Source organism: Prauserella cavernicola (assembly GCF_016595675.1).
Lineage (GTDB): Bacteria > Actinomycetota > Actinomycetes > Mycobacteriales > Pseudonocardiaceae > Prauserella_A > Prauserella_A cavernicola.
This window is the reverse complement of the sequence record NZ_JAENJH010000004.1, coordinates 251156-270774: the sequence shown is the minus strand read 5'-3', so window position 1 is coordinate 270774 and position 19619 is coordinate 251156. Positions and strand designations below refer to the sequence as shown.

Here is a 19619-nt window from a genome sequence, read left to right as displayed (position 1 = left end):
GAACGCCTTACGCCTGCTGGCTGGGCAAACGACCCTGCGCCATGCGGATGGCGACGTCCCGGCGCAGCCACATCAGCCACAGCCACACCGCGAGGAACAGCACCCCGACGATCGCCACCGCGGGCAGGCTCACCACGAACGCGATCAGCCCGGCGTGCAGCGCGAGGATCACCCAGATCGTCCACGGCTTGCGCAGCAGGCCGCAGCACACCACGAGCGCCACCGTGATCGCCATGATCGTCCAGCCCTGGAAGCTCGTGATGCCGTTGCCGAGCGTCGCCACGACGGGCAGCGCCAGCGCCACCACGATCGCCTCGAGGATCAGTGTGCCGGCCTGCACGCCGCGGAAACCCTTCATCGGGTCCTTCGCGGGCGGCTTCGGGGTCTGCTCGTCGTGCTCGCTCATACCGGCTCCCTGCCGAACAACGTACGCGCCTCACCCGCGGTGACCACCGAGCCGGTGACCAGTACTCCGCCCCCGGCGAGGGGTTCCTCGGGATCGTCGGTCTGTTCCACGAGCCCGATCGCGGTCTCGATCGCGGTGTCGAGCACGGCCTCGGCCCGCACGCGCTCCTCGCCGAAGACGAGCGTCGCGAGCTGAACGAGGTCCTCCAGTGGCATCGCGCGCTCGGAACCGTTGCGGGTCACCACGATCTCGGCGACCACGGGCTCCAGCGCCTCCAGGATCCCGCGAACGTCCTTGTCCGCCAGCACCCCGACCACGGCGGCGAGCCTGCGGAACGCGAACTCCTCGTCGATGGTCTTGGCCAGCGCGGCGGCGCCGTGCGGGTTGTGGGCGGCGTCGATCAGCACGGCGGGCGCGGCACGCACGCGCTCGAGCCTGCCCGGCGTCTGCACCTCGGCGAACGCCTCGCGCACGGCGTCCTGCACGAGCTGGCGCTCCTTGCCCGCGCCGAAGAACGCCTCGACGCTCGCGAGCGCCAGCGCGGCGTTGTCGGCCTGGTGCTTGCCGTGCAGCGGGAGGAAGACCTCCTCGTACACGCCGCCGAGACCCTGCAGGCGCAGCAGCTGACCGCCGACGGCGATGTCGCGCCCCAGCACGCCGAACTCGCTGCCCGACCTGGCGACGGTGGCGTCGACCTCGACGGTGCGCTCCAGCAGCACGTGCTCGGCGTCGGGCTCCTGCTCGGCGAGCACCGCGACGGCGCCGGACTTGATGATGCCCGCCTTCTCCTTCGCGATGCTCGCGCGGTCGCCGCCGAGGTACTCGACGTGGTCGATGCCGATCGGGGTGATCACCGCGACCTGCCCGTCGGCGACGTTGGTGGCGTCCCAGCTGCCCCCGAGGCCCGTCTCGATCACCGCGACCTCCACGGGCGCGTCGGCGAACGCGGCGAAGGCCATCGCGGTGAGGATCTCGAACTTGCTCAGCAGGGGCCCGTCGGCTTCCGCGCCGCTGTCGACCATCCGCACGAACGGGGCGACGTCGCGGAAGGTGTCCACGTACTTCTCCGCCGAGATCGGCTCGCCGTCGATGCTGATCCGCTCGGTCACGATCTGCAGGTGAGGGCTCGTGTACCGGCCGACGCGCAGGCCCATGCGGGTGAGCAACGCCTCGATCATGCGGGCGGTCGAGCTCTTGCCGTTGGTGCCGGCGACGTGGATCACCGGGTAGGTCGTCTGCGGGTCGCCGAGCAGGTTCAGCAGCGTCGTGATGCGCGTGAGCGACGGCGCGATCTTGCTCTCGGGCCAGCGCTCGTTCAGCTCGGCCTCCACCGCCATGAGCTCGCGGCGGGCCTGCTGCTCGATCGCGGCCTCGTCGACCTCCGGCGGCTCCGGATCGTCCGGCAGCGGCCCGGCGATGAAGTTGTCGCCCTCGGTGAGCTCGGGCGGAAACTCCTGGTCGTCGGTCGACACGCACTACTCCCTGGTGGTTCGGTGTGACCAGCCGAGTCTACGTCCGCACTCGCTAGCCTCGGCCCGTGCCCTTCAACCACAACGACCGCTACCACCCGCGGCTGGTGCGGCTGGTGCCGCCGGGCGCGCGCACCGCGCTCGACGTGGGCTGCGGCTCCGGACGATTCGCCCGCAGGCTCGCCGCGCACGGTCTGGACGTCGAGGGAATCGACCCGTCGGCCGAGATGATCGGCATCGCCACCGCGACCGGCTCACCGGGGCCCGGCACGGTGACCTACCGGCACGAGGACGTGACGACCGCGGAGCTGCCGCAGCGGCGCTACGACGTCATCACGTGCCTGGCGTCGCTGCACCACGTGCCGTTCGAGACGGTGACGCGGCTACGGACGGCACTGGCTCCGGGCGGCGTGCTCGCCGTGCTGGGACTCGCCACCCCGAGCACCGCCGCCGACCACGCGACGTGGCTCGGCGCCGCTCCCGTGAACGTGGCGGCGCGGCTCCTGGTCCACGTGGGCGAGCGCCTCAACGGCGGCGCCGACGACGAACCCAGGGCCCCGGTCAGGGACTGGATCATGTCGATGGCGGACGTGCGCACCGAGGCCGCGCGGCTGCTGCCGGGCAGCACGGTGCGCACGCTGCTGTTCTGGCGCTACCTGCTCAGCTACCGCTCAGTCTGAGCGCTCCCGCGGGGCACAGCTGGACGGCTTCGCGGACGAGCTCGGTGTCGTCGGGACCCGGCTGCTCGGCCAGGGTCACCACGATCCCGTCGTCGTCCTGGTCGAACACCTCGGGCGCGGTCACCGCGCACATCCCGGCGCCGATACAGAGGTCACGGTCGGCTTCGATCACGGTTACTGCCTACCACCTCATGGGTGGTCGCTGCATCCCTGCCCCGCACAGTGGTGAAAGCCATCCCCGGGGAGTTCGACCCGCCGGGGATGGCCTTCGTCAGTTGCCGCTCAGCCCCCGTGGCCGTGGGGGTCGGTACCGGCGAGGAACACGTGGACGTGTCCCAGCCCGGCCGCCACTCCCGCCACGTCGAGCTGGGTCGCCGCCACCGACCACGCCGAGACGGCGTCGTGGTGCAGCTCCCCCGCCAGCGCCCGAAGGCGCTCGGCCAGCTCGCCGGAGGCCTCCTGCGAGGCCGCGAAGGTCTCCACGGCCCGGTCGGCGACCGTGACCGCCCCGGCGAAGCCCGAGCGAGCCAGGTTCACCTCGGTACCACCGGAGGGCCGCTCGGCCCACGGCTCGGCCGCCTCTCGCACGGCCTCCCGCCACCGCGCGACGTCGTCGGCGGTGGCGGAGCCGGACTCGGTGGCCTGCTCGAGGCCCTCGAGCACCGTGGTCACGCCGGCCCTGGACTGCTCGGCCTTGGTGACCAGGTCCCTCGTCAGCTCGGTGTCGCGTTGCCGCTCCTGCTCCTGCAGCTCCGCGACCCGATCCTGATCGGGGCCCGAGTCACCGAAGGCACTCGGCAGCACCAGCACCGCCGCGACCGCCAGCAGCACACCGGCGACCACGCCGGCCAGCGCCCGGGGCCGGAGCCACGGCGGGCGAACCCGCCGCGACTCCGGCTGGTGCGCGGGGCGGCCCGGCAACCGCCCGCGCGTCTTGGCCGATCCCATCAGCCGCGCCACCGTTCGATGAGCGCCTCGGCGTCCCGGACCAGCACCGCCTTCACCTCGGCATCGGCGACCTTGCGCTTCGCCATCTCGGAGAAGACCGTCATCACCTGCGCCGCGGCCTTGGACTTGCCGAACGCGTTGAGCGCGCTCGCCGACGTCAGCGTCGCGTGCAGCCCGAACGAGCTCACCCGGTTGATCCGGCCGTCGTCGGTGAACCGCGTGACGAGCGCCCGCAGATCCCGCACCGACGTGGTCACGGTGAACGTCACGGTCTGCTCCGTCACGTTGCCCGCGTTGTCGGTGGCGGTCACCACGAGCTGGTGCTCACCGAGGTCGAGGGTGTGCAGCGGCACGACCGCGCCGTTCTCCAGCGCCTGCCCGTCCAGCGTGGCCTCGGTGCTCGCGACACCGGAACCGGTGTCGGTCGCCTCGAAGCCGACGGTGAGGTCCCTGGAGTCGCCGTAGGACGCTCCGTCCTCCACACCGGACACCTCGACGGCGGGCGGCTCCTCGTCGGCCGGCACCGCGGCACCGTCGCCCACGATCGTCATCGAGTCGAGGTCGAACGGACCCGCCATGTCACCGCGGAACACGAGGAACAGCTCCGTCGTGCCACCCGGGTCGGTCACCGGCGCCTCGGGCAGCGAGACGTAGTTGTCCCACCCGCCCGTGCTCGGCACGTCGACCTCGGCCACCAGCGGACCATCGGTGGCGCCCGCGCGCAGCTCCACCGCTCCGCCCGCACCGTCCGGTGCGGACACCCGCAGCGAGACCCCGTCGACCCCGGTGAAGTTCACCGGGCTGAACGAGATCCAGTCACCATCGTTGATGTCGCCGATGCGCTTGCCGCCCTCGGCGCCGTCCTGCGAGACGATCCGGATGCCCGAGGAGTCGTTGAAGTACTCGGCCTGCTTGTGCTTGGGCTGCAGCAGAACCGTGTCCCTCCCGGTCAGTGCGGGCACCCCGTCGGCACCCTTGTCGGTGTAGCTGGCGTCGACGGAGTAGTAGATGTTCGCCCCGGCGTGCCCATCGTCCACAATGGTCTCGATTGTGCCCTCACAGGCGTTGATCGGGTCGATCGGGTGGGCATGCGAGTCGTGCCCGAGCGCGGGTTGCACCACGACCTCGGAGCAGTCGATCTCGCCGTCCTCGGGATCGCTGACGTTCACGGAGAACGGCACCTGGTCGCCGAACTCGAAGAACGCGCCGTCGGCCGGCGTGGCCAGCTCCACGGTCGGCGCCGTGTTGCCCACGGTCACCGTCAAGTTCGTGATGCCCTCCTTGCCGGTCTCGTCGGTCACGGTCAGCTGCGCGTTGTACTGGCCCTTCTCGGCGTAGGTGTAGACCGGGTTCGGCTCCGTGGACGTGCCACCGTCACCGAAGTCCCACGCGAAGGTCACGTCGGTGCCCTCCGGGTCGTGCGAGCCCTCGCTGGAGAAGGTGACCTCCAGCGGCGGCTGACCCGACAGCGGCGTCGCCGTGGCCTGCGCGACCGGCCTGCGGTTGCCCTGCGTGTGCTCGATGCGGTACAGGCCCGAGTCGGGGTTGTCGCGGCCGTAGCCGCCGCCCCACTCCAGCAGGTACATCGCACCGTCGGCACCGAAGCGCATGTCCATCGGGGCCAGCGTCTCCTGGCTCTCGTACCACGGGTCGATGTCCAGCAGCGACCCCTGCTCGTCGAGCGCGAAGGTGAAGATCTTGTTGCGGGCCCACTCGTAGAAGAACGCCTTGCCGTCGTAGTACTCGGGGAACTTGACCTCCGACTCGAGCTCGGGGTCGAAGCGGTACACCGGGCCACCCATCGGCGCGGCGCCACCAGTGGCGAGGTCCGGGAACTCCGCCGACTCGCCGTAGCCGTACCAGACCTCGGCCTCCTGCGACGCGGGAAGCTCGGTCAGGCCGGTGTTGTTCGGCGAGTCGTTCACCGGGTTGGCACAGTCGAACTTCTCACCGGAGGTGCCGGTGGCGAAGTCGTAGTCGTTGTAGGCGATGTTGTTGCCCACACAGTAGGGCCAGCCGAAGTTGCCCGGCTCGCGGATGATGTTCCACTCCACCTTGCCGTCCGGCCCCCGGTTGGGGTTGGCGGTGCTGGAGTCGGGACCGTAGTCGGCGGCGTAGATCGTGCCGTCGGTGTCCACACTGAAGCGGAACGCGTTGCGGAAGCCCATCGCGTAGATCTCGGGCAGCGTCTGCTCGGTGCCCGGGGCGAACAGGTTGCCCTCGGGAATCGAGTAGCCGCCCTCGGCCTCGGGGTGGATCCGCAGGATCTTGCCGCGCAGGTCGTTGGTGTTGGCCGACGTCTTCTGCGCGTCGAAGAGGTCCCTGCCCTCGCGCTCGTCGATCGGCGTGTACCCGCTCGACTCGAACGGGTTGGTGTCGTCGCCGACGCCGATGTAGAGGTTGCCGTTCGGCCCGAACGTCAGGTACCCACCCGTGTGGCCGGGCTCGGAACGCCGCGCCGCGGGGATGTCGAGGACCTTCGACTCGGAGGCGGGGTCGATCGTGTTGCCCTCCACCGTGAACCGCGAGACCCGGTTGAACTCCTCGGTGCCCGGCGGCGAGTAGTAGAGGTAGACCCAGCCGTTCTCGTCGAACGCGGGGTCGAACGTGATGCCGACGAGCCCGTCCTCACCACCGGAGTACACCGGCAGGTCCAGCGCCGTCGTCACCGCTCCCGTGGCCGGGTCGAACACCCGGACCTCACCGAGGATCTCGGTGTAGAACACGCGTCCGTCGGGCGTGATGTCCATCGCGGTCGGCGCGCTCGTGTTGGTGTCGAGCGGAACCTTCTCGAACGCGGTGTCCACAGTGGCCGCACAGTCGGCCTCCACAGCGCCGGCCGCGGTCCGCACGCCACCGAGCAGGTGCTGCACGAACTCCGGCTCGCTGTAGGACTCCGTCGGGTGGCCCATCGCCGTGGCCCACACCCGCGCGGTACCGACGTCGCGGCACCAGGAGATCGGGTGGTCGGCGCCCATCGCGTCGCCACCGGGGTTGTAGGTCCGCTCGTCGGCGCTCACGAGCACGTGTGCCTTGCCGCGGATGCTCTCGTCGAAGTTGTACCACTCCTCCGAGCGCTCCCAGCGTTCCGGAAGCCCCGCGGTGGACGGGTGCTGCTTGTCGGCGACGTAGGCCGTGCCGGGCAGCACGCCTGGCGAGTGCGACGGCATGTGGGTGCCCGCGTTCACGAGGTCATCCCACCACGGGAACTCGTTCTCGATGCCCATGTCCGTCGCGTTGTGCACCGCGGCGATGCCGCCGCCGTTGTCCACATAGGTCTGGATGGCCTGGCGCTGCTCGTCGTTCTCCCAGACCATGCCCGAGGTCTGGAACATGATCACGACGTCGTACTCGGCGAGGGAGGCGTCGGTGAAGACGCTTGAGTCCTCGGTGTGGTCGACGGTGAAGTTGTTGTCCGCGGCGAGTTGCTCGAACGTCGCCACACCTGCGGGGATCGAGTCGTGCCGGTAGCCGGCGGTCTTGGTGAACAACAGTGCGTTGAACTCGGGTTCCTGCGCCTGCGCCGCGACGGCCGGGGCGAGCCCGGCCGTCAGCAGCGCGCCGAACATCACGGCGCCGACCCGTGGCAAGAACGTCGTGCGTCTGCTCATGGGTTCCTCACGTATGGGGAAGGGAAGGAGACACGGCGTGCCGGCGCCGTCGAAACCACCGCTAGGACTGGGCTGCTATCACCTCCCGCAGGAAGGCGAGGCCGTCGAAGGCCAGCGCGTCCTGGCTCGGGGCCAGCGGCCGCCAGATGGAGGCCGCGGTGGCGATGCTCTGGTTGTGCGAGGTGAACGACTCGATGCACAACGGGCCGGTGTAGCCCGCGTCGCCGAACGCCGCCACCAGCGCGGGCCAGTCGAGGTGGTCCCGGCCAGGCGTGCCGCGGTCGTTGCCGCACACCTGCACGTGGGCGATGCGCCCGGCGGCACTCCTGATCGCCGCCGGGACGTCGGTCTCCTCGATGTTCTGGTGGTAGACGTCGAGCGCGATCCCGCACGAGGGCAGGCCCTCGATCGCCTCCAGCGTCTGCGCGACGGTGTTGAGCAGGCTCGTCTCGTAGCGGTTGAGCGGTTCCACGCCCACCGCCACGCCCGCGGCCGCCGCGTACTCGGCGACCGGGGCGAGGTTGTCCCGCAGTTCGGCGACACACGCCGCCCGCTCGGCCTCGGTCATCCGCCAGGTGCGGCCGACCGAGGCGTACGCGGGCCCGGCGACCACGGCCGAGCCGATCTCGGCGGCCAGGTCGACACAGCCGCGCAGGTAGTCCTGCGTGGCGGTGATCGTCGCCGGGTCGGCCCGCACCAGCTCCCTGCCCGGCGCCATCACCAGTGTCATCGTGGCGCCGAGCCCGAGGTCGGACAGCAGAGTCGCCGTGTCGGCGGGCTTCCAGTCGTCCAGGTTCTCGACGGGAAGCTCGAGCACGTCGAACCCGGCCCCCGCGACCTTGGGCGCGAGCTCCGCCAGCGACTCGTCGGTCAGTGGCGAGGTCCACACCCACGTGTTGACGCCGATCGCGTGCATTACCGGCATCACCGACATCACTGCCACCGCTGCGGGAAGTCGGGCATGTCCTGGCAGCCGCACAGGCCGTAGTGCAGTGGCGGCATGCCCTCGATCAGGTACTGGTCGAGGTTCGACGAGTCGACCACCGGCTGCGGCAGAATCCACTCCTGCGGCACCTGCTCGCCGTCCAGGATCTTCAGCGCCGCGATCACCGGGGTCCGCCACTGGTAGGTCGGGTACGTCGGGGCGAGCGCGGTGATCCCGTCGGCCTTCCACTTCTGCATGAACTGCTGCTGGTCCTCGCCGGAGATCGCGGGCGGCTCCATCCCGGCGTCCTCGAAGGCCTCCAGCACGGCGACCGCCGCAGTGCCGTCGTCCATCCAGATGCCGTCGATCTGGCCTTCGCGCTGCAGGTAGTCCGACACGATGCTCTTGGCGGTGGCGCTGTCGTTCTCGGTGAACTCGGCGCCGACCACCTGCACGCCGCTGTTCTCGAACTCGCGCTGCGCGGCGGCCCAGCGGTGCTCCAGCACGTCGACGCCGGGCAGTACGCGCAGACCGAGCACCTTGCCGCCCTCGCCGACCTCGCCGGACAGGAACTCCGCGGCGGTGGCGCCGAAGGCGTAGCCGCCGATGGGGTGGATGAAGGTCACGGGGCAGTCGGTGTTGACGCCGCGGTCGAACACCACGACGGGAATGCCGCTGTCACACGCCGATTCGACGGCGGGCGTGAGCGTGGCGGTGGTGTTGGGCGAGACGATCAGCGCGTCGCAGTCCTGCGACACCAGCGAGGCGATGTCGCTGATCTGCTTGTCGTCCTTGGCCTCGGCGTCGAGCACCTTGAACTCGGCGATGTTGTCGTGCAGGTCGGCCTCGGCCTGCATCGTCTTGAAACCGACCTGCCGCCAGGGGTTGTCCACCGACGCGTTGGAGAAGCAGATCTGGTGTGGACCGTCCTTCTGGTACTGGGCGGTGTCGACCATCTCCGGTTCCAGCGCCTGTTCCCACGGTTTGTCCGAAGGCCCCTCCGGGGTGGCGTCGCGTAGTGCGAGCTGACGCTCGTACTCGGCCTGGTCGAAGAACTCCGACTGACCCGCGCTCTCCCCCGGCGCCTGCGACGGTGCCGCGCCGGAATCGGCGGGCAGGTCGCTGGAACACGCCGACAACACCAGCGCGCCCGCGGCCAGCACGACCGTGCAAGCCTTTTTCATGTGGACCTCCTTGTCCGGAAAGGAATCCTGCCGACCGAGGCGTAGGCCACGGCGGCGATGATGATCACGCCTTGCACGGCGGACTCGAGACCGCCGGCAACACCGAGCAGGTTGAGCAGAGAGAACAACGCCTCGAGGGTGAGCGCTCCGGCCATCGCGGCCACCACGGAGCCACGCCCCCCACCGAGCACCACACCACCCAGCACCACGGCGGTGATGACCCGGAACTCCAGGCCCTCACCCACCTGTGCCGAGACTCCGGCGAATCCGCCGAGCAGGATCGCGGCGATGGCGGCCGAGATCCCGGAGAGCACGAACGCGAGCGTGCGCAGGTTCTCGACCCGCCCGCCGCCGAGCCGCACCGACTTGTCGTTGTCGCCGATCGCGACCAGGGTGCGTCCCGTGCCGCCGCGCATGAACAGCACCGCGGCCACCACGAGCGCCGCGAGCAACAGCACCGACCACGGCACCGAACCCAGCAGCGGGACCTCGAACCCTTCCCTGCCGACCACGCGGAAGGCCTCGGACAGCGCGCCGCGCGGCGAGCCGCCGGTCCACAGGAACACGGCGCCGTCGAGGACGAGCAGCATGCCGAGCGTGACGATGAACGACGGCACCAGCAGCCGCGTGGTGATCAGTCCGTTGACGAGCCCGACGAGCGCGCCGGTGACGAGCAGCAGCGGGATCACCCACAGCGTCGCCCCTTCCTCGCCGTCGATGAGTCTCGCCGCGATCACCACCTGTGCCGTCACCAGCGAGCCGACCGAGAGGTCGAACCCGCCGCTGACGATCACGAAGTACTGCCCGATCGCGAGGATCATCAGTGGCGCGGCGCGCTTGAGCAGCGCGAGATACCCGGCGGGCTCGCTGTAGGCGGGGCCGACGAAGGCGAGCGCGATCAGCAGCACCGCCAGTACCGCGAGCACGGGCCCGGTGCCGTCGGCGAGCCGGATCCGGCGGGGTTTGCGTTCCACGGTCGAGGTCTCGGTCATCGCAGCAACCCCCGCCTGCGTGCGTAGAGCGCCACCGCGAGGATCAGCACGGCGCCGCGGACGACGTCCTTGAAGAACGGCGTGACGCCGAGGTCGTCGAAGATCGTGTCCAGCGTCGCCAGGATCAGGACGCCGCCGATCGTGCCCGCGACACCGCCCCTGCCTCCCGCCAGCAACGTCCCGCCGAGCACCACCGCGGCGATCGACTCGAGGTCGTACCCCGCGTCCACACCGACCCAGGGCGCGCCGGAACCGAGCCTGCTGGCGAGGAACAGTCCCGCGAGCCCGGCGGCGACCGCGCACAGCACGTGGACCGTGATGATCGTGCGATCGCTGCGGATACCCGAGAACCGTGCGACCTCCTCGTCGCCGCCGACGGCGTAGACGTGGTAGCCGCCCTTGGTGCGCATCAGGTACCACCACGCGAGCCCGGCGAGCGCGAGCATCAGCAGCGCCGACACCGGAATCGGGCCAATGCGGGCGTAGCCGAGGTGCTGGAACGCGCGGGGCACGTCACCGGACGGTCCGGAGTAAGCGCTTTCGAGATATCCCCTGATGATGAGGGCCATGCCCAGTGTGGCGATGAACGCGTTCACCTTGAGCTTGGTGATCACGAGCCCGTTGACCAGCCCGACACCGGCGGCACAGGCCAGGGTCAGCAACACGGCGGGCACGATCATTCCGGGATCGCCGCCCATGGTCTCCGCGCCGATCAGCGAGCACAGGCCGATCAGGTACGCGACCGAGAGGTCCAGTTTCCCGGTGAGGATCACCATCGTCTGTCCGATGGCGACCAGGCCCAGCGCCGTGCTGCGCGTGAGGATGTTGAGGATGCCGCCCTGGTCTAGCAGCATCCCGCCCCGCGCTGCCACGAGGATGCTGCCCACGATGAGTAGCAGCACCAGAGCCAGGTAGACGATCACGGTCGGTTGCAGGAGCCCGGCGAGGCGCCGAGCCGGGCGCGCGGGCGCCGCGGTGGTGCTCGCCGCCATCACGCGGCCTCCAGCTCGTGCCCGGTGGCGAGCGTCATCACGGCCTCTTCAGTCGGTCCGGCGGGCAGTTCCCCCGCGAGACGGCCCTCGTGCATCACCAGCACGCGGTCGCTCATGCCGATCAGCTCGGGTAGCTCCGACGAGATCATCAGAATCGCCACGCCCTCGCGAGCAAGGCCTCGCAGCAGGTCGTACACCGCCCGCTTGGCGCCGACGTCGATGCCGCGCGTCGGCTCGTCGACCACGAGCACGTTCGGCTCGACGGCCAGCCACTTCGCGAGCACCACCTTCTGCTGGTTGCCGCCGGAGAGGTAGCGCACCTCCTGGTCGGGCCCGCGCGACACGAGGGTCACCGAGCGCAGCAGCGCCGCGAGGTCGAGCGCGCCGAGTCCTCGCGCCCTGCCGAAGGCCGCCCTGCGCACCAGCAACGCGTTGTCCCGCACCGACTGTCGCAGCGCGAGCCCGTCGCCCTTGCGGTCCTCGGTGACGAACGCGATGCCGTGGCGGATCGCCGAGCGCGGCGAGGTCGGCGTCACCGGCGAGCCGTCGAGTTCCACCGTGCCCTCGGTGAACGGGTCCACGCCGCAGATCGCGCGGGCGACGGCGGACCGGCCCGCGCCCTGCAGTCCGGCGAGTCCCACGATCTCGCCCGCGCGCACGTCCAGTCCGATCCCGGAGAGCCGCGCGTTGCCGCCCCCGCGCACCGAGAGCCGGGTGCGGCCGAGGTGGGCCTCGTCGGCGAGGTCGGGGAACTGCGCCTCGAGCGGGCGGCCCACCATGTGGCGCACCAGCTGGTCGGACGTGAGCTCCTTCGTGGGGGTGCACGTGACGAGCTCGCCGTCCTTGAGCACCGTGATGCGCTGGCTGAGGTCGAACACTTCGCGCAGCCGGTGCGAGACGTAGAGGACCGCGATTCCGCGCTCCCGCAGGCGTTTCACGAGTCCGTAGAGCAGCTCGACCTCGTGGTCGGCGAGCGCGGCGGTGGGCTCGTCCATCGCGAGCACCTTCGCGTCGGTGGACAGCGCCTTGACGATCTCCACCACCTGCTGGTGGGCGACGGGCAGCCTCCGCACGGCGGTGCGGGGAGAGATGCCGCGCTCACCGAGACCGTCGAGCAGCTCGGCGGTGTCGGCCTCCATGCGCTTGCGGTCGACCTGACCGCGCCGCACGGGTTCCCTGCCGAGAAAGACGTTCTCCGCGACCGTGCGGTCGCCGAGGAGGTTGAACTCCTGGTGGACGATCGAGATCCCGGCGGCCTGCGCCTGCCGGGGCGAACCGAAGGTCACGTCCTCGCCGCCGAGCTCCACGGTTCCGGCGTCGGGGCGGTGGACACCCGCGAGGATCTTCATGAGCGTGGACTTGCCGGCGCCGTTCTCGCCGACGAGCGCGTGCACCTCGCCCGGATAGAGGTCGAGATCGACATCGCGCAGAACCGAGTTGCCGAAGAACTGCTTGCCGATGGCACGCATCCGCACCGCGGGAGCCTCATCGGTGAGGCCGGTCACAACCATGCGGAAACCATAGCCCGACTTATGCCTAAATCAAGCAAAAGTTTGGACGAATACGGCGAATCGACGTTCGACCTAGACTGAACGGACTCACGAGGTTCGGCCACCGAAGCACCCGTTCGGGACTATCCAGCCGCCGCTCTCACGGTTAGAACTTGAATGAGCACACACCGTGAAAGGAAGGCGCCGCATGCGACGAGTGAGCATCCTCCTGGCCTCGGTTCTCGCACTGACGCTCGTCGTACCCGGCCTCGCCTCGGCGGTGCCACGACAGCAGTTCGAGCACTACGTCGCACTCGGCGACTCCTACACGGCGGGCCCGTTCATCCCGTGGCAGCGGCTCGATCCGCTCGGGTGCGCGCGCTCGACCAACAACTACCCGTCGATGCTCGCCCGCGAGCTCGGCACCCGCTCGTTCACCGACGAGAGCTGCAGCGGCGCCGACACCACGCACCTGACGCAACGGCAACAGGTCCCGCTCGGCGTCAACGCGCCGCAGTTCGACGCGCTGAGGCCCGACACCGACCTGGTCACGCTGGGCATCGGGGGCAACGACCACGGCGTCTTCGGCGACATCGTGGGCGTCTGCCCGGCACTGCGCGGCTCCGACCCGACCGGCACGCCGTGTCAGGACCACTTCACGGTCGACGGCGAAGACACGCTGAAGGCCGCGATCGCCGACACCGGCGAGCGGGTCACCGAGGTCCTCGCCGGAATCCACGAGCGCTCCCCGCAGGCCACGGTGCTGGTGATCGGCTACCCGAGGATCGCGCCGCCGAGCGGCACGTGCCCGGCGGTGCTGCCCTTCGCCGACGGCGACTACGCCTGGCTCGACGACATCGAGCAGACGCTCAACGCCGCGCTCGCGAAGGCCGTCGCCGACGACGGCGCGGCGACGTTCGTCGACCTGTACCCGCCGTCACTGGGCCACGACGCGTGCGCCGGTGGCGACGCGTGGATCCAGGGCCAGCACACCAACCCGTTCGCCGCCGCCTCGTACCACCCGAACCGTGCCGGCATGGCCGGCGTCGCGGCGGAGGTCGCCGCGACGCTCGGCTGAGCCGTCGCCTCTCAGGCGGGCAGGGAGTCCAGGCGCGCGGTGATGCGCTCGATGTCGGCGGCCGCCGTGTCGCGGCGGCCGCGGATCTTGTCCACCACGTCGGCGGGCGCCTTGTCGAGGAACGCCTGGTTGCCGAGCTTGCCCTCGGTCTGCTTGAGCTCCTTCTCGGCCACCGCGAGGTCCTTCTGCAGGCGCTTGCGCTCGGCGGCGACGTCGATCGTGCCCGAGGTGTCCACCTCGACCGTCGCCGCGCCGCCTGCCAGCGCGACCTCGATCGACGCGGTGGCCGCGAAGTCGTCGCCGGGGTCGCCGAGGCGGGCCAGCGCCCGGATCGCCTCCTCGTGTCCGGCCAGCTCCGCGAAGCCGGGACCCGACAGGCGGGTGGTGACGCGCTGACCCGGCTTGAGGCCCTGGTCGGAACGGAACCGGCGGATCTCGGTGACGAGCTTCTGCACGTCGGTGATGCGCGCGTTCGCGGCCGGGTCGGCGGCGGGCAGCGCGGCGACACCAGGCCACTGCGCGACGACGAGCGACTCACCGCCGGTGAGCGTGGTCCACAAGCGTTCCGTGACGAACGGGATGAACGGGTGCAGCAACCGCAGCACCGTGTCGAGCGCGTGCCCGAGCACGGCCCGCGTGCCCTCGGCCCTGTCCCCGGAGAACTGGACCTTCGCCAGCTCCAGGTACCAGTCGCACAGCTCATCCCACGTGAAGTGGTAGAGCGCGTTGGTGGCCTTGGCGAACTGGAAGTCCTCCAGCAGCTCGTCCACTTCGGACACCACAGTCGAGAGCCTGCCGAGGATCCAGCGGTCGGCCTCGGTGAGATCCTCGACGGCGGGCAGCGGCGTGGCCACCGTGGCGCCGTTCATGATCGCGAACCTGGTGGCGTTCCACAGCTTCGTGCAGAAGTTGCGCGAGCCCGCGGCCCACTCCTCCGCCAGCGCCATGTCCGAACCGGGGTTGGCGCCCCTGGCCAGGGTGAAGCGCGTGGCGTCGGCGCCGAAGCGGTCCATCCAGTCCAGCGGGTCGATCACGTTTCCGCGCGACTTCGACATCTTCTTGCCGCTCGCGTCGCGGATCAGCCCGTGCAGGTAGATGTGGTCGAAGGGCTGGACCTCGTCCATCGCGTAGACGCCGAACATCATCATCCTGGCGACCCAGAAGAAGAGGATGTCGTAGCCGGTGGAGAGCACGCTGGTGGGATAGAACTTCGCCAGGTCGGCGGAGTTCTCCGGCCAGCCCATCGTGGAGAAGGGCCACAGGCCCGACGAGAACCACGTGTCCAGCACGTCGGGGTCCTGGTACCAGCCCTCGCCGGAGGGCGGCTGCTCGTCGGGGCCGACGCACACGGTCTCGCCGTCGGGGCCGTACCAGACCGGGATCCGGTGCCCCCACCACAGCTGGCGCGAGATGGTCCAGTCGTGCATGTTGTCGACCCAGTCGAAGTAGCGCTTGGCCAGCTCCGGCGGGTGGACCTGGGTACGGCCGTCGCGCACGGCGTCGCCGGCGGCGCGGGCCAGCGGCTCGACGTTGACCCACCACTGCAGCGACAGCCGCGGCTCCACCACGGTGTCGCAGCGCGAGCAGTGACCGACGGCGTGGACGTACGGGCGCTTCTCGGCCACGATCCGGCCCTGTTCGCGCAGGGCGGCGACCACGGCGGGCCTGGCCTCGAACCGGTCCATGCCCTCGAACGGTCCGTGCGCGGTGATCGCCGCACGTTCGTCCATGATGGACAGCATCGGCAGGTTGTGCCGCCTGCCGATCTCGAAGTCGTTCGGGTCGTGCGCGGGCGTGACCTTCACGGCGCCGGTGCCGAACGCGGGGTCGACGTGCTCGTCGGCCACGATCGGGATGCGACGGCCAGTGAGCGGCAGCTCCACCTCGGTGCCGATCAGATGGGCGTAGCGCTTGTCCTCGGGGTGCACGGCCACGGCGGTGTCGCCGAGCATCGTCTCCGCCCGGGTGGTGGCCACCACGATCGCGTTGTCGCCCTCGCCGTAGCGGATCGAGACGAGCTCACCGTCGTCGTCGGAGTGCTCCACCTCGATGTCCGACAGCGCGGTGTGGCAGCGCGGGCACCAGTTGATGATGCGCTCGGCGCGGTAGATGAGGTCGTCGTCGTAGAGCTTCTTGAACATCGTCTGGACGGCACGCGAGAGGGTCTCGTCCATCGTGAACCGCTCGCGCGACCAGTCGACGCCGTCACCGAGCCTGCGCATCTGGTCGAGGATCTTGCCGCCGTACTCGGCCTTCCACTCCCAGACGCGCTCGACGAAGCGCTCGCGGCCCAGGTCGTGGCGCGAGAGGCCCTCGTTGGCGAGCTGGCGCTCCACCACGTTCTGGGTGGCGATGCCCGCGTGGTCCATGCCGGGCAGCCACAGCACCTCGTAGCCCTGCATCCGGCGACGGCGCGTGAGCGCGTCCATCACCGTGTGGTTGAGGGCATGGCCCATGTGCAGGCTGCCGGTGACGTTCGGCGGGGGCAGCACGATCGTGAACGGCGGCTTGTCCGACGACGCGTCGGCGGTGAAGTAGCCCGCGTCTACCCAGCGCTGGTACAGGTCGGCCTCTTCGTCGGCCGGGTTCCAGGCGTTGGGCAGGTCGGTGTGCTGCTGGGGCGCGTTCTCCGTCACAACAACCCAGTCTACGAACCGTCGATTCCCGATCGTCACCGGCGTAGGCACGCGCTCACCGCGCGGCACTGCCGGGGGTGTGAGCAAGCAGACACCTTCGTGTCGGCGCGAGCCGGAGCCGTGGAGCCGACAATGGCGGACGTGGCACGACAAGCACCGCAGCACGACGTGAACGAGAACGAGCTGGAAGTCGGCAAGCCCAAGGAATGGGCGGCCGGCATTCCCGGAGTGGCGGTCTCGCTGCTGCGGGGATGGGAGCAGATGGGGACCGGCCGTACGGTCCGCACCCTGCGCCTGCTCAACCAGCGCGAGGGCTACGACTGCCCCGGCTGCGCCTGGCCGGAGCCCAGGGAGGCCGACGGCGAGAAGCGCAAGTTCGCCGAGTTCTGCGAGAACGGCGCCAAGGCCGTGGCCGAGGAGGCCACCAAGCGCCGCGTCGGCCCTGAGTTCTTCGCACAGCACTCGATCGACGATCTCGCGGACAAAACAGACTACTGGCTGGGCCAGCAGGGGCGTCTGACGCAGCCGATGGTGCTGCGCGAGGGGGCCACGCACTACGAGCCGATCTCGTGGGACGACGCGTTCCGCCTCACCGCCGACAAGCTCGGTGAGCTGTCCGACCCCAACGAGGCGATCTTCTACACCTCGGGCCGCACCAGCAACGAGGCCGCGTTCCTGTACCAGCTGCTGGTGCGTTCCTACGGCACCAACAACCTGCCCGACTGCAGCAACATGTGCCACGAGTCGTCGGGCGCGGCGCTGTCGCGCTCCACCGGCATCGGCAAGGGCACGGTGTCGCTCGCCGACGTCCACGAGGCCGACCTGATCGTGGTGGTCGGGCAGAACCCCGGCACCAACCACCCGAGGATGCTCTCGGCGCTGGAGGAGGCCAAGGCCAAGGGCGCCAAGGTGATCGCCGTCAACCCGCTGCCCGAGGCGGGCCTGCTGCGGTTCAAGAACCCGCAGAACGTGCGCGGCGTCGTCGGCAAGGGCAGCCCGCTGGCCGACGAGTTCTGCCAGATCCGCCTCGGCGGCGACCTGGCGCTGTTCCAGGCGATCGGCAACCTGCTGCTGTCCTGGGAGGACGCGGCGCCGGGCACCGTGCTCGACACCGACTTCATCGAGAACTCGACCTTCGACTTCGCCGACTACGCCAAGCAGGTCGGCCAGCTCGACTGGGACGAGGTCGACCGCGCGACCGGGCTCTCGCGGGAGCAGATCGCCAAGGTCGCGGGCATGATCGCCGAGTCGAAGCGCACCATCTACTGCTGGGCGATGGGCCTGACGCAGCACAAGCACGCGGTGCCCACCATCGAGGAGGTCGCCAATCTCGCGCTGCTGCGCGGCATGATCGGCAAGCCCGGCGCGGGCCTGTGCCCCGTGCGAGGTCACTCGAACGTGCAAGGCGACCGCACGATGGGCATCTGGGAGAAGATGCCGGAGTCGTTCCTGGCGGCGCTGGAACAGGAGTTCGGCATCCCGGTGCCGCGGGACCACGGTCTCGACGTCGTGGACTCGATCCGCGCGATGCGCGACGGCAAGGGCAAGGTCTTCTTCGCGGTCGGCGGTAACTTCGCCTCGGCCACGCCGGACACCGACCTCACCGAGCGCGCGCTGCGCTCGTGCGAGCTGACCGTGCACGTGTCGACCAAGCTCAACCGCTCGCACGTGGTGCACGGCCGCGCCGCGCTGATCCTGCCGACGCTGGGCCGCACCGAACGCGACGTCCAGGCGGGCGGCGAGCAGTTCGTGACGGTGGAGGACTCCATGTCGGCGGTGCACTCGTCGCGCGGCAGGATCGCCCCGGCGAGCGAGCACCTGCTCTCGGAGGTCGCCATCCTCTGCAGGCTCGCCCGCGCCGTGTTCGGCGAGGACCACACCGTGCCGTGGCGCTCCTTCGAGAACGACTACGACGCCATCCGCGAGCGCATCGCGCGCGTGGTGCCCGGCTGCGACGACTACAACACCAAGGTGCGCCAGCCCGACGGCTTCGTGCTGCCCAACCCACCGCGCGACTCCCGCGAGTTCACGGGGACGCTCACCGGCAAGGCGATGTTCGGCGTCAACGAGCTGGAGTACCCCTCGGCGCCGGAGGGCAGGCTCCTGCTGCAGACGCTGCGCAGCCACGACCAGTACAACACCACGATCTACGGCCTCTCCGACCGCTACCGCGGTGTCGAGGACGGCCGCCGCGTGGTGTTCGTGAGCCCCGAGGACCTGACCGAGCTGGGCTTCGCCGACGGCGAGCTGGTGGACCTGGTGTCCGAGTGGTCCGACACCGAGCGCAGGGCCGAGCGGTTCCGCGTGGTCGCCTACCCGACGGCCAGAGGCTGCGCGGCGGCGTACTTCCCCGAGGCGAACGCGCTGGTGCCACTGGACTCGGTGGCGAAGAAGTCCAACACCCCCGTCTCGAAGGCGATCGTCATCCGCCTCGAACGAGCCCACTGACCGCGGTGAAGGGCACCTTTACTGCGTTGAACGCAGTAAAGGTGCCCTTCACCGCGCGTGGGTGAGCCTCAGGTGGCGGTGGTGGTCGTGACGATCGCGGGCACGAACACCGCGATCATCACCGCCGCGGTCACCTGCTCGACGGCCTTGCGCATGGCCTCGCTCGCCCAGTTGCCCTCGGCGATCTCCTTGGCCCTGCTCTCGATGAGCTTCTGGTCCGGTCCCTCGACGATCCGCTTGGTCACGCCCATGCCGGCGAGCAGCGAGATCAGCGCGCCGGTGCGTTCGGCGGGCTCGGCGCCGTGCACCAGGACGCGCTCCAGCTCCGCGCGGGTCGCCTCCTCGTGCCGGGAGTCCTCCGCGGGCCAGCGGGTGACGGGGAAGAGCTTGAGCACCTTGCCCTGCTCGCGGCGCAGCACACCGCGGTCGGCGAGCCCGGCGAGCAGCCTGCCCGACAGCTTGCCGCCGTCGGACAGCGGCGAGACGGCGTCCTTGGGCTTGCGTCCCTCGACCTTGGCGATCGTCTCGAGCGCGATGTCCAGCGCCTCGTTCCCGGTCGGCGAGGAGTCGCGGAGGACGAGCCTGCCCTGTTTGCCGTCATCGGACTCGTCGGTGACGTCGACGCGGCCGAGCATGGCCAGCTCGATCAGCAGGGCACCGGCCAGCGAGTACTCGAGATTGTTCACCCCGGCGAGCGGCTTGCCCTCCTCGTCGTCGAACACGAGCAGCAGCAGGTCCTCGGCGATCAGCATTCCCGCAG

Annotated in this window: 15 protein-coding genes; 3 read left to right on the top strand and 12 right to left on the bottom strand. The window is 70.1% G+C overall.

Going from position 1 to position 19619, the window contains the following annotated elements; translation table 11 throughout:
* Positions 1–7: 7 nt before the first annotated feature.
* Together JHE00_RS19020 and folC are read right to left on the bottom strand one after the other, a co-directional pair.
* Positions 8–406 (bottom strand): DUF4233 domain-containing protein, encoded by a 399-nt coding sequence (locus JHE00_RS19020; RefSeq protein WP_200319858.1) that lies wholly within the window; start codon positions 404–406, stop codon positions 8–10.
* Positions 403–1878: a bifunctional tetrahydrofolate synthase/dihydrofolate synthase gene (gene folC / locus JHE00_RS19015; protein WP_307832012.1), complete on the bottom strand. Its 1476-nt coding sequence runs from the start codon at positions 1876–1878 to the stop codon at positions 403–405. Before folC ends, JHE00_RS19020 begins: the two co-directional genes overlap by 4 nt.
* Positions 1879–1943: 65 nt before the next feature.
* Here folC and JHE00_RS19010 point away from each other — a divergent pair, with 65 nt between their 5' ends.
* Complete coding sequence (locus tag JHE00_RS19010; RefSeq protein WP_200319856.1) at positions 1944–2555, top strand: class I SAM-dependent methyltransferase; 612 nt, start codon at positions 1944–1946, stop codon at positions 2553–2555.
* On the opposite strand, the gene JHE00_RS19005 is transcribed toward JHE00_RS19010, so the two are convergent.
* From JHE00_RS19005 to JHE00_RS18970, 8 genes are all read right to left on the bottom strand, one after another.
* On the bottom strand, positions 2536–2727 hold the full coding sequence (locus tag JHE00_RS19005) for a ferredoxin (protein ID WP_200319853.1): 192 nt from the start codon (positions 2725–2727) through the stop codon (positions 2536–2538). The two genes, JHE00_RS19010 and JHE00_RS19005, sit on opposite strands and share 20 nt — an antisense overlap.
* Positions 2728–2837: 110 nt before the next feature.
* On the bottom strand, positions 2838–3503 hold the full coding sequence (locus tag JHE00_RS19000; protein ID WP_200319851.1) for a hypothetical protein: 666 nt from the start codon (positions 3501–3503) through the stop codon (positions 2838–2840).
* The gene (locus JHE00_RS18995; RefSeq protein ID WP_200319849.1) at positions 3503–7114 is read right to left on the bottom strand and encodes a ThuA domain-containing protein; all 3612 of its coding nucleotides are present in this window, start codon (positions 7112–7114) and stop codon (positions 3503–3505) included. Before JHE00_RS18995 ends, JHE00_RS19000 begins: the two co-directional genes overlap by 1 nt.
* Positions 7115–7175: 61 nt before the next feature.
* Positions 7176–8039 carry a sugar phosphate isomerase/epimerase family protein gene (locus JHE00_RS18990; RefSeq protein WP_200319847.1) on the bottom strand — a complete coding sequence of 288 codons (864 nt, stop codon included), beginning with the start codon at positions 8037–8039 and terminating at the stop codon, positions 7176–7178.
* 8 nt (positions 8040–8047) lie between these two features.
* On the bottom strand, positions 8048–9223 hold the full coding sequence (locus JHE00_RS18985) for a substrate-binding domain-containing protein (RefSeq protein ID WP_200319844.1): 1176 nt from the start codon (positions 9221–9223) through the stop codon (positions 8048–8050).
* Positions 9220–10215 (bottom strand): ABC transporter permease, encoded by a 996-nt coding sequence (locus JHE00_RS18980; protein WP_200319842.1) that lies wholly within the window; start codon positions 10213–10215, stop codon positions 9220–9222. The genes JHE00_RS18985 and JHE00_RS18980 overlap by 4 nt, the downstream gene beginning before the upstream one ends.
* The gene (locus JHE00_RS18975) at positions 10212–11207 is read right to left on the bottom strand and encodes an ABC transporter permease (protein ID WP_200320419.1); all 996 of its coding nucleotides are present in this window, start codon (positions 11205–11207) and stop codon (positions 10212–10214) included. The genes JHE00_RS18980 and JHE00_RS18975 overlap by 4 nt, the downstream gene beginning before the upstream one ends.
* Positions 11207–12718, bottom strand: a complete 1512-nt coding sequence (locus JHE00_RS18970; protein ID WP_200319839.1) for a sugar ABC transporter ATP-binding protein — start codon at positions 12716–12718, stop codon at positions 11207–11209. Before JHE00_RS18970 ends, JHE00_RS18975 begins: the two co-directional genes overlap by 1 nt.
* Before the next feature lie 187 nt (positions 12719–12905).
* Between JHE00_RS18970 and JHE00_RS18965 the strand changes: the two genes are divergently transcribed.
* A complete protein-coding gene (locus JHE00_RS18965) occupies positions 12906–13775 on the top strand; it encodes an SGNH/GDSL hydrolase family protein (RefSeq protein WP_200319838.1) in 870 nt (289 codons plus the stop codon).
* A gap of 11 nt (positions 13776–13786) precedes the next feature.
* Here the strand turns inward: JHE00_RS18965 and JHE00_RS18960 are convergent, their stop codons facing one another.
* Positions 13787–16411, bottom strand: a complete 2625-nt coding sequence (locus tag JHE00_RS18960; RefSeq protein ID WP_200319836.1) for a valine--tRNA ligase — start codon at positions 16409–16411, stop codon at positions 13787–13789.
* Between the two features lie 141 nt (positions 16412–16552).
* On the opposite strand from JHE00_RS18960, the gene JHE00_RS18955 reads away from it, so the two are divergent.
* Entirely contained in the window at positions 16553–18859 is a 2307-nt protein-coding gene (locus tag JHE00_RS18955) for an FdhF/YdeP family oxidoreductase (protein ID WP_200319827.1), read from the top strand.
* 68 nt (positions 18860–18927) lie between these two features.
* Here the strand turns inward: JHE00_RS18955 and JHE00_RS18950 are convergent, their stop codons facing one another.
* Positions 18928–19611: a GOLPH3/VPS74 family protein gene (locus JHE00_RS18950; protein ID WP_200319825.1), complete on the bottom strand. Its 684-nt coding sequence runs from the start codon at positions 19609–19611 to the stop codon at positions 18928–18930.
* Between the last annotated feature and the right edge of the window lie 8 nt (positions 19612–19619).

What these genes read in the sequence shown, in the direction of transcription:
- JHE00_RS18970 (WP_200319839.1), bottom strand. Translation starts at nt 12,718, where the DNA reads ATGGTTGTGACCGGCCTCACCGATGAGGCTCCCGCGGTGCGGATGCGT.
- JHE00_RS18980 (WP_200319842.1), bottom strand. Translation starts at nt 10,215, where the DNA reads ATGACCGAGACCTCGACCGTGGAACGCAAACCCCGCCGGATCCGGCTC.
- JHE00_RS19000 (WP_200319851.1), bottom strand. Translation starts at nt 3,503, where the DNA reads ATGGGATCGGCCAAGACGCGCGGGCGGTTGCCGGGCCGCCCCGCGCAC.
- JHE00_RS19020 (WP_200319858.1), bottom strand. Translation starts at nt 406, where the DNA reads ATGAGCGAGCACGACGAGCAGACCCCGAAGCCGCCCGCGAAGGACCCG.
- JHE00_RS18995 (WP_200319849.1), bottom strand. Translation starts at nt 7,114, where the DNA reads ATGAGCAGACGCACGACGTTCTTGCCACGGGTCGGCGCCGTGATGTTC.
- JHE00_RS18975 (WP_200320419.1), bottom strand. Translation starts at nt 11,207, where the DNA reads ATGGCGGCGAGCACCACCGCGGCGCCCGCGCGCCCGGCTCGGCGCCTC.
- JHE00_RS18985 (WP_200319844.1), bottom strand. Translation starts at nt 9,223, where the DNA reads ATGAAAAAGGCTTGCACGGTCGTGCTGGCCGCGGGCGCGCTGGTGTTG.
- JHE00_RS18965 (WP_200319838.1), top strand. Translation starts at nt 12,906, where the DNA reads ATGCGACGAGTGAGCATCCTCCTGGCCTCGGTTCTCGCACTGACGCTC.
- JHE00_RS18990 (WP_200319847.1), bottom strand. Translation starts at nt 8,039, where the DNA reads ATGCCGGTAATGCACGCGATCGGCGTCAACACGTGGGTGTGGACCTCG.
- JHE00_RS18950 (WP_200319825.1), bottom strand. Translation starts at nt 19,611, where the DNA reads ATGCTGATCGCCGAGGACCTGCTGCTGCTCGTGTTCGACGACGAGGAG.